Origin of the sequence: Paenibacillus sp. MY03 (genome assembly GCF_002165585.1) — a bacterium.
Lineage (GTDB): Bacteria > Bacillota > Bacilli > Paenibacillales > Paenibacillaceae > Pristimantibacillus > Pristimantibacillus agaridevorans.
The window spans coordinates 17,746-30,996 of the sequence record NZ_MXQD01000070.1 but is presented as its reverse complement, the minus strand read 5'-3'; the positions used below and the strand labels follow the sequence as shown (position 1 = coordinate 30,996).

General features: G+C 49.4%; 11 protein-coding genes. 10 read left to right on the top strand and 1 reads right to left on the bottom strand.

Annotated elements, in window-relative coordinates; translation table 11 throughout:
* On the top strand, nucleotides 1-604 hold a 604-nt coding region (locus tag B1748_RS37110; protein WP_087572339.1), incomplete at its 5' end, for a hypothetical protein.
* Between the two features lie 4 nt (nucleotides 605-608).
* Entirely contained in the window at nucleotides 609-1,781 is a 1,173-nt protein-coding gene (locus B1748_RS33610; protein ID WP_256976105.1) for a replication initiator protein A, read from the top strand.
* Nucleotides 1,782-1,957: 176 nt separating this feature from the next.
* Here the strand turns inward: B1748_RS33610 and B1748_RS33605 are convergent, their stop codons facing one another.
* Entirely contained in the window at nucleotides 1,958-2,188 is a 231-nt protein-coding gene (locus B1748_RS33605; protein ID WP_087572341.1) for a helix-turn-helix domain-containing protein, read from the bottom strand.
* 105 nt (nucleotides 2,189-2,293) lie between these two features.
* Here B1748_RS33605 and B1748_RS33600 point away from each other — a divergent pair, with 105 nt between their 5' ends.
* From B1748_RS33600 to B1748_RS33565, 8 genes are all read left to right on the top strand, one after another.
* A complete protein-coding gene (locus B1748_RS33600) occupies nucleotides 2,294-2,590 on the top strand; it encodes a DUF6809 family protein (RefSeq protein ID WP_087572338.1) in 297 nt (98 codons plus the stop codon).
* Nucleotides 2,591-3,172: 582 nt separating this feature from the next.
* Nucleotides 3,173-4,573: a primase C-terminal domain-containing protein gene (locus B1748_RS33595; RefSeq protein ID WP_087572337.1), complete on the top strand. Its 1,401-nt coding sequence runs from the start codon at nucleotides 3,173-3,175 to the stop codon at nucleotides 4,571-4,573.
* Between the two features lie 966 nt (nucleotides 4,574-5,539).
* On the top strand, nucleotides 5,540-6,283 hold the full coding sequence (locus tag B1748_RS37105) for a hypothetical protein (RefSeq protein WP_172963879.1): 744 nt from the start codon (nucleotides 5,540-5,542) through the stop codon (nucleotides 6,281-6,283).
* 4 nt (nucleotides 6,284-6,287) lie between these two features.
* A complete protein-coding gene (locus tag B1748_RS33585) occupies nucleotides 6,288-8,666 on the top strand; it encodes a TraM recognition domain-containing protein (protein WP_179215965.1) in 2,379 nt (792 codons plus the stop codon).
* On the top strand, nucleotides 8,659-9,921 hold the full coding sequence (locus B1748_RS33580) for a conjugal transfer protein (protein ID WP_179215964.1): 1,263 nt from the start codon (nucleotides 8,659-8,661) through the stop codon (nucleotides 9,919-9,921). Before B1748_RS33585 ends, B1748_RS33580 begins: the two co-directional genes overlap by 8 nt.
* Before the next feature lie 12 nt (nucleotides 9,922-9,933).
* On the top strand, nucleotides 9,934-10,155 hold the full coding sequence (locus B1748_RS33575) for a hypothetical protein (protein ID WP_087572333.1): 222 nt from the start codon (nucleotides 9,934-9,936) through the stop codon (nucleotides 10,153-10,155).
* 13 nt (nucleotides 10,156-10,168) lie between these two features.
* Nucleotides 10,169-10,633: a hypothetical protein gene (locus B1748_RS33570; protein WP_087572332.1), complete on the top strand. Its 465-nt coding sequence runs from the start codon at nucleotides 10,169-10,171 to the stop codon at nucleotides 10,631-10,633.
* 17 nt (nucleotides 10,634-10,650) lie between these two features.
* Entirely contained in the window at nucleotides 10,651-13,251 is a 2,601-nt protein-coding gene (locus B1748_RS33565) for an ATP-binding protein (RefSeq protein WP_087572331.1), read from the top strand.

Genomic DNA, 13,251 nt, shown 5'->3' with positions numbered 1-13,251 from the left:
CTCAAAAATAACTGAACAGTTAAATGGAACAGAACATAGAAACAGTGAAGTAAAACAGAATAATAAAATTCAACAATTAAACGAAGCAGTAAAACTGAATAGTGAATCTGAACAATCAAACGAAGCAGTAAAACTGAATAGTAAATCTGAACAATCAAACGAAGCAGTAAAACTGAACAGTGAATCTGAACAATCGGATGAAGCAGTAAAACTGAACAGTAAATCTGAACAATCGGATGAAGCGGTAAAACTGAACAGTGAATCTGATCAATCGAACGAAGCAGTAAAACTGAATAGTGAATCTGAACAATCGAATGAAGCAGTAAAATTGAACAGTGAATCTGAACAATCGAATGAAGCAGTAAAACTGAATAGTGAATCTGAACAATCAAAGTATGAAAGTTTTTTAAGCATTTACGCCGAAGAAAGAAAACCGCCGCGTGTTGAGGATACCCATACACGTGACACGTATTTAATCCGCAATGATTTGCTTGAACGCTTCAACAAGCTTGCAGCAGGGCAGAAAAAGGGCTTTAAGATGCGCTTTATCAATTACGTACTTGAGAAAGAGCTGAATAACATTGAGAACTCCGGAGGGCGGTGACATCATGGAGATGGACGCCCTACGCGAAGTCGATATGCAGCTCAATGAAATGGCCCATGAGTTTATCGGAAAGACTCAACGCCATGCCGACCCCTTGAAAGCTGCGAGTATTCATCAAGAAATGATCGAACAACTAAGCGCGGCACTTGTACAGCGCGTATCCGTCAAAGCCCTTTTTATGTATGCGAATCAATTGGGGGAAACGTTAAAGTCACAGCAGTTGGAAGGCGGAAACGACCGGTTACTGTTAAAGGCGAAAAATGATATTCTCGAACGGGCGCTCCGCGTCAAATCGGTAGATTATTTACGCGAAGTAGTCCCATTTAATACGAATATTGCCCAACACGCCCTATTCTCGGCCAATCCGAACGGGGCGAACGGACAAGCCCCGACAACTGTTCATGGTGTCCGAAATGTATATATCAAGCAAACAACTGGGGATGTGCTAACGACATATGAGGCCCGCGTGATGGGGGCCATTCAATCTCTTTGGTTTAAGAAAAACGTAAACGGACAAGCCACAATTGAGTTAAAATATGCAGATATCTTGGCCGAATTGGGCTTGACGGATGGTGCAGCCAATTACAAGCGCGTTCAGGAAGCCCTTACGCGCTTGTGGAACATTGAAGTGACGCTTACCCAGTATCAGCGCTCCAAGAACGCCGAATACGAGGAGATCGCCTTGACGCGCTTGATTGACCAAATTGTATTCCGGCGTAAAGTGGGAACACCAAGCCATTATCAGTACAAGTTTGAAATCAAGCTTCCGGAATGGTTGGTCGAGGCGAACAGAGAAGGGAACCTGTTTGATGTATCGCTCATTCTCATGAACGATCTGAAATCCTATCTGGCGCAGGGGTTATATTGGCTCGTATCCTCCTACCCGGATGAACCGGCTGTGACGCTAGAGCTGTCAACGTTAGCCGGACATTTTCACTTTCTGGATGATGATCGCGAACCGATTATGCCGGTTTATAAAATCGTGGAGCGCATCAAACAGGCTTGCGAGGAATTGCAAACTGTAGGCTTCATCGACCACTTTGAATTTACCGGAAAGAAACAAGGGCTGTTGGGACGCTTTTTGACCGTGACGAAAAATCCGGTGTTCTTAAACGCTCCGGTCCGTTCGGTCCGGGAACTGAACGAGCCGGTTCAATTGGATCTCTTTAATGCATAACGAAATCGAACGATCGATCCATAAGCAGCAATTGAATGTTCGGACTTGAAGGTTGAATGCCTCCTGCAGCTCGACCCGATCTGACTTGGCCGGGGGCGAGCTACGACAAAAAAGCGAATAATACCTAAATAAAAAGCCACGCTTCCTTATCAGGAATGCGCGGCTTTTTGTTTAGGTCATGTATTTGCCTTCTTGGAAGGATACGGCTTTTTCTGATCTGTGCGGCCGAGAAGATAGTCCGTACTGGTCTGGTACAAGTCGGCCAATTTGATTATTGAAGCGGACGGTAAATCCAGTTCTCCCGTTTCGTATCGAGAATACGTGGTCTGATTGACCTTAAGAACCTTGGCTACATATTGCTGTGTCCAGTCGTTATCTTCTCGCAGCTCTTTAATTCTTGCGTACATTTCCATCACCCAAGCTCATAGTAAGCTATGCGAAAACCGCATATTGACTTTTATGCGGTTTTCGCATAAAGTTTCCGTACAGTGCGAAGGGAAGGGATGGGAAACATGATGAAAACCTTGTTGCGGAAGCTGTATAACGGAGAGCTATGTCCGATTGAGCAGATCGTATCGAAAGAGACGGCATACCGGCCCGTCAACCGGCAGATTACGGAAGCGATGGGCGTTTGGCGGAAGCGATTGGACGAATCGGAGTATAAGGAGTTGGAGAATTTGCTGAACCTTCGCGCTCAAGCCGGAGAAATGGACCTGGCTGCATCGTTTGAGTACGGCTTTCAGCTCGGCGTTTCTCTTATGGTGGAAGCGCTAGCTGGTCGGAAAGATATGTTGAAGGAGGGAAAATGAGAGGCGCGGAAGCCTGGGCGAGAAAATTTTTTTGGGGCAGGAGCGGCAAAACATCCGTTTAACTACGGAAAATCAGCAAATCATCCGTTTTACTACGGAAAAAAAATCAAAACATCCGTTTTACTACGGAAAATGAGCAAAAAAAAATAAAAAATCGTGATTTTGATGAAAACACTTTGTCGAATACGGGCGAAAAAGGCCAAAACATCCGTTTTACTACGGAAATTGAATTGAAATCATCCGTTTTACTACGGAAATGAGATTCAAAACATCCGTTTTACTACGGAAAATTGAAAACGGCGTAATTTGCCAAAATTAAATATCGTGTCGTATAGTAGGGATAGATTCAGAGAATTACTGGAAATGTTCAAAATTACATAAAAAAATAAAAGCCCACACCTCACACTTTTTGAATGACTAGTTTGCCGACCGGCATTCAAAAAGTGCCCCAAGAGTGAGAGCTTCTACTTTTATACGCATTTTATAGGGATATTATACTCTATCTGCGAAAAAAAGTGAAGAACCTACTCTCTCTTTCCTATTGCCTTTTTGAGGCGTGGCGCGAAACGAGGGAGTTTTTTTATGCTGCCTGCAATTGCTGTGCGCCCGGCCGCTGTCGGGACGCAAGAGGCATTTCGGCTGCTATTTGGTAATCAGCTCACCGAGATGCCTAAACGCTTCCCAACGGAAGCAACCGGCCGAGCGAAAACGCTAGGATGGGTATTTGTCAGTTCCGATTGCCGAAATATGAAAGCATGCCGAACCTATCAAACACTCTTGGCCATGAGTGGCCAACATACATACTATACGCCGAATACTTTTTACCGGAATGATCGACGCGAGGAAGCGACGCTCCGGTACTTAAATGCGCTTGTCATTGATGTGGACGTAAAGGGGGCGGACAATCCCAATGCAGGGCTTTGTATGTCCGATCTCCTGGAACGTATCTCAAGCGCCGGTTTGCCATGCCCAACGATGATTGTCCGTACTCCGTCAGGGGGGTATCATGTTTACTTTCTGCTCAATGCACCGCGTAAGGCATACACGAACGCGATTCAGACCTACCGGCGCATCCAGACGGCCATAGCAGCAGCCATCGGAGGGGATCGGCAGGCGATTGGTGCCGAACGTTGGTTCCGTTTGCCAACTCCGGATACGCTTGTTTATGCGTCCGAGCAACGCGTATCGTTCGCAGAGCTGTTGGATTGGGAGAGTATCAACCAGGACGCCATACAAGAGGCTAAACGCGGCTCTATTGTCCAGAAGGGGTTATTGGACCATCCTGCCGTGAAAACGCTTCTAGCGGGCGTAGAAGTCGGGAAACGGGATAATACGTGTTATACTCTTGCCCTGGCTTTCAAGCGAGAAGGCTATAGTATGGAGGATGCCGAGGCAGAATTGCAGGAGTGGAATACGCGATTGGACGAGCCAATGCCGCAACGTATTGTATCACGGAAAGTTAAGAGCGCCTACAAGGGAGACGCTCCGGCCGGGCCTACCGGGGAGTGGATCACCTACCTTTCCGGCGTACCATTTTCTTATGAAGTATGGGAGACGGCCAAGCCAAGAGGAGAACGAAAAACGAGTCATTATAGCGAGTGGGCCGAAGATGTGGAGCGTGTTTTGCAGCAGCTTCCGGATCGGTCTATTACGGATGCGCAGCGCAAGCTTGCGTCTTATTTCGGCATGTCGCTATCTACTTATCAGGCAGTTGTCGCCCTGATGGTGGAGTCCGGCAGACTTACCGTGGAGGTACATGGTAAAGGGCGCGGAGCAGCAACTACGTTAAGACTGGTTTCAAGTCCCGAACCGGCAACCGAACAGGCTTCAGAAGTGCCAGTTATAACATCGGTTAAAAATGTACCAGATTCCAATACACTTACCCTAGTTGGGGTGGCGGGTGGGGTCCTGCGGCGTTCTTCGGGGGATCGTCTTTGTGGGGGGCTTCCTTTCTTGGTTCCGTCTTCGGGTCCGCCTGGTTGATCGATTCTCTTTCTTTTTGTTCTGGTAACTTTATGGTTCTAGGGTTGGGGGACGTAGCCCAAGCGGAGGCGCGGGAGGCTGATTTTGTCTAGGACTTCCGTTTTCTGTCGGTTCTTTCCTCCTAACTTGACTAGGAGATATTATCCATTTTCCCCCATTTTTATTCCATCCCGTGTACGGTAGTGATATACTCCGCGTATATCCTCTCTGTTAACTCTCCTAGACCATGAGTGTATAACTAAGGCGTTAACTAGAATGTACATGGTGTATGGTTTTAGTTGCTATTCTTCTGATGGGAAAAGCCTTGCTGTGGCTGCGTGCAGGCGTTCTGGTACCGCTCGAAGGCATTTCCCGACCCCACCCTCACAACGTCCGAGGCTGGGGTCGGGAAAACGAGCGGTACCAGAACGCAGATACTTTGGGAGAGGGGAGAGACTTTTTTAAATGCAGGAGAGGATACAGGATATGTGAGGAAGGAGGGATTCGGGGAGAAAGGGATTTAAGTTCAAAGTCGAATGATAAGATCAAAATCAAGATCAAAAGCAAAATCTTTGTGGGTAATTCAGAGAAGCAAAGTCAAAACCTTGAAAGTTGTTCGAGGAAGAACAACCCTGTGGGCAAGTACATGGATGAAAATCTTTGTGAGCTGTTTCAAGGAAGATGGTTGGTATGCTAGCGCATACCTTGATCAAAGCTTGGATGCCTAATCACTGATGCCGTGGGGAGCTGATCGGGGAAGTTTGCAGGCTGAGTTCAGGATGTATGTTGAAGAGAGATCAAATGAAGAATAGCGCGGCCTTCCGCTGACGATTTTTGTTGCGTAGTTAGTTGCAAGTTTAGTTGTACCTTGAGCAGACGGTTCCCAGGAGGCGACACGGACGGATATGAGCGGGCTTCGGAGCCTTGATACTGATAGCGGGGAGCGTGGTGTGACGCTAGAAACGGTAGCTTGGAGGGAGTCGTTTCATGTTAACGAAATACTCGGATTTCAAGGAGAAAGACCTTGAGATTTTACGCTTTGTGTTAAAGCAGGGAATTGTTACGTCTCAGCAAATTTTGCGTTACACCGGAGAAACTTCGCTACACAACGTATACAGGCGACTTCGGAAATTGGAAGCGGCGGGGCTTGTGTGGAAGAAGAAATTAACGCTGCGTCTGAATGTGTACTTTCCGAAACGTGAGGCGAGGGATTATTTGGACTATCCGGTTACGGTTGCGAACGATACGTCATTGTACACGGCCGAACACGACCTCATCATCAATGATCTTATCCTGCATCTGAAGGCGTCGGTGAAGGCTGAAGGTTTTGATTACAAAACCGAGCGGGAATACCGTTTTGAGCTGCTGGAAGATACCGAGGGCAAGCAGGAAATGCTTCAAAAATGGAACAAAATTCGGGATACGTTGCCGGATGTAGTGTTACTGCTTCCGGGGTTTACGATTGCAGTCGAGGCCGAATTGCATACCAAATCGAACGGCCGTTTGCAAAAAAAGATGCATCGGTATGCAGCCGAGTTGGTTGCAGGAAAGTATACCGATGTGTGGTATTTTGTCCCGAACCAAACGATAGGTAATGCCCTCAAACGAGCGATTGAGCATGTGGCGCAGGAATGGCGAGCTGTCGGACGCCCGGCGCAAACTCAATCCGGAAAAAACGTGTTTCAGCAGATTCAAGTACGGTCGCTGCCTGCGGAGGTTGTGGGAGAGTGAACCAATGGCTCGTCGGAGCGAGGAGGAATTATTGCTTCCCCAACAGCGGGAGAGTGAAGGTGCAACAACGGTTGGCTATATCGTCATAGCCGTACTGGCATTCGTCCTGCTTATTGTGGGGCTTCCAGCCGTGCTTACGGCGGCGGTACTTTATGGCCTGTTTGTGTTCGTAATAAAGAAACCTTGGATATTATACGCGATTATGCCGGTGAGCTGCATCGGTCTATTTGTGCTACACGGCGCAGGCGAGTGGGCGTCGATCCTGGGCTTTTTGTCGATTCTGAACATACCCATTCTTACGGAAGCGGCTGAACAGTATTTACATGGGAACGAAACTTTCCCGATAACCGGTTTTAGCTATGCGTCCGCCTTCATTTTCGGCAACCTTTTGGCAGGGGCAGCACACCCGTTTATTGACTATTACCGAAGCAAAATTGTGAAAACGAAATACGATGCGCTGCGGAAAAAACGCTCTTCGGGAAGCTATCGGTATTTCCGGGCCAAGCGGTTTAAATTGGTGCAGAAGGCGCAGCTCAAATTCCGGAAATCGAACTCGAAGGAAAATTTTATCGGCTACGACGAGTTTCAAGAGCGCGTTGCGCTAGAGCCTCATGAGCCAAACCAGCATGTGTTTGCGGTAGCGACGACCGGAGGCGGGAAGACCGTCATTATCGGGACGATGGTTGAAAATGCTATACGCCAGGACAAGCCGGTTGTATTTATGGACGGCAAGGGCGAACGGGCATCGATGTTGGAGTTTAAGGAACTTTGCGAACGGTACGGCAAGCGCGTCCATATGTTTACGGATGTGGACGAGATTAGTTTTAACTTTCTGCGGCATGGTTCCGCGACGCAGCTCCGGGACAAAATTATGAATTTGTTTGAATGGTCCGAGCCGTACTACAAGCTCAATTGCTCCCGTTTTTTGCAGCTTGTTCTCAAAATGATGAAAGAATTTGATTTGACGATCGATCTGAAAAATTTGTATGACCTCACCTATCCATCTAAGGTTGCGGCTGTGTTGAACCGGCAATTAGAATTGGCCAAAACGGAAGTTTTCGTAACTGACGAAGGCAATGAAAAAGCCGTCCCCCATCACGACGAACCCAATTTCACATACGAAGATGAACACGAAGTAACAGCAGCAGAAGCGACGGCGATTGAAGATGTACCGAATGCGAAGCCGATTTTGGAAGAGCATGAACAAGAGCCGAAAACAGCTTTGTCATTAGAGGAAATCGATGCTTTGCTACAAGGGCAGACCGTTGGGGAACCAACCGTAACGCCAACGAACGTGCCTGAATCGGCTGCCTCATTATTTGAGGGGTTAGAATCCGCGCCTGTATCAGTCGCTCTCGATATGGAGCCGGAAGCGGAATATGTGCGTGAAGGAGATCCATTGGCGGAAGAACCGTTGCAGGAGGAGCCTGTTTCCGAATCGGAGGAAGAAGGGGAGCCGCCGCGCGATACCGTTCATGTGCAACCGGCCAAAGCAAGCGCTTTATTTACCGGTATGGAAGAAGAAACAGAACAGGAAGAACCTGCGGCCGCGCGTCGATTGGTTTGGGACGAGGCGCTGCGGGCCAGAGTGGAATATTACCGTGAGCGCTTTTTTGGCATAGACGACGAAGAGGAAAGCACGGGTATTCCGTTTGGGACGCTTACCAGTTTGCGCAATCAACTCGCGGAGCTGATGGAAAGCGATCTTGGCCCGTTGTTCGAGGAAACCGGCGAAGGAATTGACCTGAAAGAAATTACGGATCGGGACGAGGTTGCGATTTTCTCGTTATCCGGGAACAAGTACCGGGACTATATCAAGACACTCGGGCGGCTTGTTATATCCGAAGTGAACACGCTTGTCGATTACCGGCAGAAGGAAGGCAAAAAGTCGATCATGTCCGTCTATGACGAATTTTCGGCCTATGTCTCTCATGAGGTTGTAGACGTGATCAACAAGAGCCGGTCGGCTGGGTTTGAATGCCTTATATCGGTGCAGGGCTTATCTGACATCGACGCCGTTGATCCGGTGTTGACGCGGCAGATCATCAACAACTGCAATACGTATTTCGTCGGTCGCGTCAACGAAAGTGAGGATGCGTCCACACTTGCCGCCACGCTCGGCACCTATGAGGACGGCGACATTACAAAGCAAGTCCAGAAAACAGCCGTCAAGCTTCGGATGGAATCGGAAATGGGGACGGTTCGTAGCGTGCAGCGGTTCCGGGCGCATCCGGACGAAATCAAGACGCTGGCGACCGGCGAGGTATTTTTAGCACGGAAGACCATTGAGAAAAACGGGGAGCCGTATGTAGCCCGCGTTTACGTGCGAAATGCGCTGGATACAACGGGCATTCCTGCAAGAAAGGAGCAGCAGTATGCCTAAAAGTTTAGCCAAACTGAAAGCGGCGTCTGATGCGCCGCAGCGGGAAAAAGGAGCGATCCTTCGACAATTCAAAAGTTGGATGCGTAAGGAAAAGCCCGAGAAGCGGCGAGCTTACCGGCCGCGCGGTTATATGACGCGCAAAATTGGAGCTGCCGCATTTTGGCTCGCCTTTGCCTTTATGTTCCTGGTTGTGTTTTTCTCGGCCATTCAACCGAACGATCCGGCAGATGCCCAAACGCGAAATGAAGGAGCCGAGCTGACGCTAAACCCGGCCACGACAACAACGGCCGTCCAATATGCCGAAAATTTTGCCAAGGAGTATTTTACGTGGAAGCCTGGCGACGAGGCGACTCAAGACCGGAAAAAGCGGCTGACTCCGTTTCTGGCGAAAGGGCTTGATCCGCAAGCCGGCCTGCAAACCTCCGGCCTGAAAACAACTTCGACCTTCCTGAAGGCCGAAATCAAGCACATTAAAGAAATGGGGCCGAACCGGGCGTATGTGACCTTGGAAGTGTTCTATAAGCTTGGTCTGCCAAAAGAAGTTGAGCAGCCCCCGGCGTCGCCACCGTCCGGAACGGATACTGCAAATGGGGGTACGGCCCAAGCCGGTCAAACTCCACCACCGGAAAACACGGCGCAGCCTCCAACGAAGACGATTCAATACGAGCCAAAAGAAGTCAGCAAATTTTTCATTGTGCCGGTTGGTTACGACCAAAATTACGGCATCTACGACTTGCCGAAATTCACGTACATTGATCGGCAAACGACGATGGAGGCAGATGATCGGGCCAAGGGGTTGCGAGCTGCGGATGAACCGTATGAAGTCAAAGAAAATATCCGGAATTTCCTGGATACGTTTTTTAGCTCCTTTGCCGCCGATCCGAAGGACAAGCTAGGCTATTTGTTGTCCGATCCGGAGCATCAGAACGGGTTAAACGGAGCCTTACATTTTGTCAGTGTCACTTCGACCGAGATTTATCAATCGGGCGAGAGTCAGACAAAACCGGCCGGTACTGCTCCGAAGGAAGGTGAAGCTAACGGATCGCAGCAAGCCGGAACAGAGGCGTCCCCAGCGGCCGGGGAAGTGACTGGGGCAACGGCGGCAACGTCAACGCCGGTTACGCGAACGTATATCGTGCTGTGCAGCGTAACCTACGAAGACCCGGTTTCCAAAGATCGTTTTATGAGCAACTACCGGCTGACCGTAACCGAAAAGGAAGGCCGATATATCGTAACCAAAATGGATGAAAAATAGGAGGGATCGGCTATGGATTTCAAAGGCTTGTTGGATTGGGGTTCGGAACAAGGCGGGTATCTCATATTGTTCGCCGGGATTATTTTCGTTCTTATCTTGGCGTTCCGGCGACATTTCATCGGGGCGATTGGTACATTTGTCATTTTGATCATCGGGTATGCGGTCGTCAAAAATCCGACGATACTTGGCAACATTTCCGAGTTTTTCACCGAGAAGATCGGTCTGAAAAAGTGAAGGAGGGCCAGCGATGGAACAACAGCGAAAAGAGCTGTGGGCCTTAAACGATTTTTTGAAGTTTGAACGCAGGCTGTATCAGTTCGCAGGATTGAAGTTTGGCCGAGAGATTAAAATTAAGGCCGTTTTATACTGGTTGTCGTTTTCCGCAATTGAGTTCGTGTGGTATTGGATTCCGATTCTGAATTTCCCCTTGCGGCTGCTTCCGGAATCGATCCTGTTTGCTTTACCGTTTGCAGCAACGTATCTGCTTATGGATGTAGGGACGGAAAATCGGCCTCCGATCAAATTTCTAAAAAGCGCTGCAGCTTACCACTGGCGTAAAGGAAAACGAGTGACCTACTACAAAGGCAAGGAGCTGGAGCAATCCAAGTCATACGGGTTCGGCGGCCAATTGGCCGCCAAGGACTTTCCCGTCGCCAAGAAAAAGCCCAATCCGAGCTATCAATTTCGAGGCTACTTTACAGTAGACGATTGAAAGGCGGGTGAATGTGCATGAAGGTATTTACGGACTTTCCGGTGCGTCATATTGAAGGCAATTTGGCGTTTGGCAGGGACGGCAGCGTATGGGCCTATTATCAAGTGGAAGGGTTCGGCTACGATTTTCGAGACACGATGCAGAAGATCCATCCGTACAATCGGCAGCTCTCTTTCTACGTCGAAAATGTGCATGACCTGCATTTCCTGATGATTCCGTCACTGACGGACGTTTCCGGGATCATTGACGAGACGATAGAGGAGATTAGCCGCAAGGACTATGCGCTAAAGGAGAACGGGATTCGTTATTTTCAAAGTTTGAAACGAACGCTCGCCGCGCAGCGTTCGTCCCGAGAAACAAATGAATACCATTCCTATATTGGGGTGCAGCTTGATCCGAGGAAGAATGAGATGCGTAAAATCGGCAATTTGGGGTTGGCAGCGGTGACGACGCTGAAAGACCTGGTTGCCGGATTTACTTCTCCAGTTTACCGAGCTGTGGGCCTGGAACCGAACGACATCCTCAAACGGGATATTGAGCAATGGAGGCGGCAGGCCGATGGCTTAAGGGAAACGCTCGGCCAATCGATGTCGTCGCTCGTGCGGGCGCTGACGAAGGAAGAAACGGTTTTTTTAATCGAACAGAACTTTAGCGTCACACATAACGATACCCGTCTGCGAAAGGGATATGAAACCGGTATGGACGTAAACGGGATCGAGGATAGCGGCCGAGTTCATGAGGCACGGCGCGGTAATTCCAAAGCGTTCTACGAGCTGCAAAATGCAGAAATCGAGGAATACGACCAAAAGACGCTCAAGCTTTATAAGATGGTTGGGGAAGAGATCGAAGAAAATTATGTGCAATACCTGGTTGCCGATAAAATCAGCCCGCGTAGCTTGCATCCGGGATCAGAATGGATGCTTCATTTGCAAAACAGGCTACGCTTCCCGGTATCTGTGTCGATTAAAGCAAGCTTCATGCGCAACGATCAAATTATTAAGCAGCTCTCCGATGTGCGCTTGGCCTATGAGGATCAACGGATCGAAGCGGCCAAGGGCGGCAGCGAAGTTGACCTGAAGGTATCCAAGTCGGAGAGCGGCGCAATTCAGATGGAGGCGCGCTTCCAAGAAACAGGCTATCCGGCGTATGTCTGCTCGTTCGTTTTCAAAGTGACCGCTAAAGACCCCGACGAGCTGCGCGTCCGGGTAGACGAATTGAAACGCGAGATGAACCAATTCGGCATGCACTTGCTGTCGCCATATGGGGAAATGATTTCGTATTTTATGGAGTTTATTCCAACCTCCCCGCGCTACAATGCTGACTATTTGCAATATGTTGAGCCGACGAAGCTCGCGGGAATGATGTTCGCGGCCACGACGAATATAGGAGACAACCGGGGATTTTATATCGGCCAAACGCTTAAACTCAACCGGCCGGTATTCATCAAGCCGGACTTGGCCGCAAAGGCATTTGAAGGCGTCCAGAACGTTGTCGATTCATTAGCCGTCATGATTGCCGGAATGACCGGCAAAGGCAAATCGTTCTTAATCAACCTGTTTGCATACTTGTCCGTCTTGAGCGGATCGCTTGCGCTGATCGTAGACCCGAAAGGCGACCGGAAACGTTGGGCCGAGGGGTTGCCGTTTATTCCTCCGGAATTTATATCGGTGTGGACACTAGGAGCCGACGAGCGCGATGCGGGTTGCCTTGATCCGTTCCGGACAAGCGTTTCGACTTCCGAGGCCAAAGATATTGCAATGGACATTCTCTCGTTCCTGTGCGACAAGCACCTGGGGGATGTTGGCTTTACGCAGCTCTCCGAAGCCATCGAGCATGAAGGGGAACAAGACGATCCTTGCTTGGGCGGGTTGCGGGATTATCTGAAAGCGCGGTTGCCGCAAGAAACGACGGATCGCCGCCGCGAATCGTGCATGGAGCTGATCGAGACGCTGGAGACGTTAGGCCGTCTGCAAATTTCGCGGCTGCTGTTTGGCGAGAAGGGGCAGCGTTATCGCGTCCTGGAAGTGAGTAAGCCGCTGCAAGTGTTGATGGTGCAAAACTTGCAGCTCCCGAAAAACGATAAGGACCGGGGCAAAATCCGGCCGATTGAAAAGATTTCCGAAGCGATCTTGATTTCGATTGCGGCCTTTACGAAGCAGTACATGTTCAATCAGGATCGGCACATTCATAAAATAGTGGTGCAGGATGAGGCGAAAACGGTAGAGCGATCCGCAGAAGGCAAGGCCCAACTCGACTTTATTACGCGTATGGGGCGGCATTACAACACAACTTTAATGAAAGGGACGCAAAACGCCAGTGACTATGATGAGGACGTAGCCAATATGGGGATGAAGTTCTCGTTTGCGCTCAAGAAATACGATGAATCGCTGGAAATGTTGCGTTACTTCAATCTGCCGGATACTCCGGCCAATGCGGAATACCTGAACAGTTTAGATCGGGGAACGGCGCTGTTCCAAGACATTTACGGCCGGACGGCGGCGATCCGCATTCATCCGGTTTATAAAGAAATCGAGGAAGCGTTCGACAGCTCCACGGCGACCGAAGAGGAACGGACCTACGAACGCCAAAGGCAGGAACGCATCCGGACGGGAGTGTGA

Bases quoted from the DNA above. Each gene is read 5' to 3' on its own strand.
- B1748_RS33610 (WP_256976105.1), top strand. From the start codon at position 609: ATGGAGATGGACGCCCTACGCGAAGTCGATATGCAGCTCAATGAAATG.
- B1748_RS33605 (WP_087572341.1), bottom strand. From the start codon at position 2,188: ATGTACGCAAGAATTAAAGAGCTGCGAGAAGATAACGACTGGACACAG.
- B1748_RS33600 (WP_087572338.1), top strand. From the start codon at position 2,294: ATGATGAAAACCTTGTTGCGGAAGCTGTATAACGGAGAGCTATGTCCG.
- B1748_RS33595 (WP_087572337.1), top strand. From the start codon at position 3,173: ATGCTGCCTGCAATTGCTGTGCGCCCGGCCGCTGTCGGGACGCAAGAG.
- B1748_RS37105 (WP_172963879.1), top strand. From the start codon at position 5,540: ATGTTAACGAAATACTCGGATTTCAAGGAGAAAGACCTTGAGATTTTA.
- B1748_RS33585 (WP_179215965.1), top strand. From the start codon at position 6,288: ATGGCTCGTCGGAGCGAGGAGGAATTATTGCTTCCCCAACAGCGGGAG.
- B1748_RS33580 (WP_179215964.1), top strand. From the start codon at position 8,659: ATGCCTAAAAGTTTAGCCAAACTGAAAGCGGCGTCTGATGCGCCGCAG.
- B1748_RS33575 (WP_087572333.1), top strand. From the start codon at position 9,934: ATGGATTTCAAAGGCTTGTTGGATTGGGGTTCGGAACAAGGCGGGTAT.
- B1748_RS33570 (WP_087572332.1), top strand. From the start codon at position 10,169: ATGGAACAACAGCGAAAAGAGCTGTGGGCCTTAAACGATTTTTTGAAG.
- B1748_RS33565 (WP_087572331.1), top strand. From the start codon at position 10,651: ATGAAGGTATTTACGGACTTTCCGGTGCGTCATATTGAAGGCAATTTG.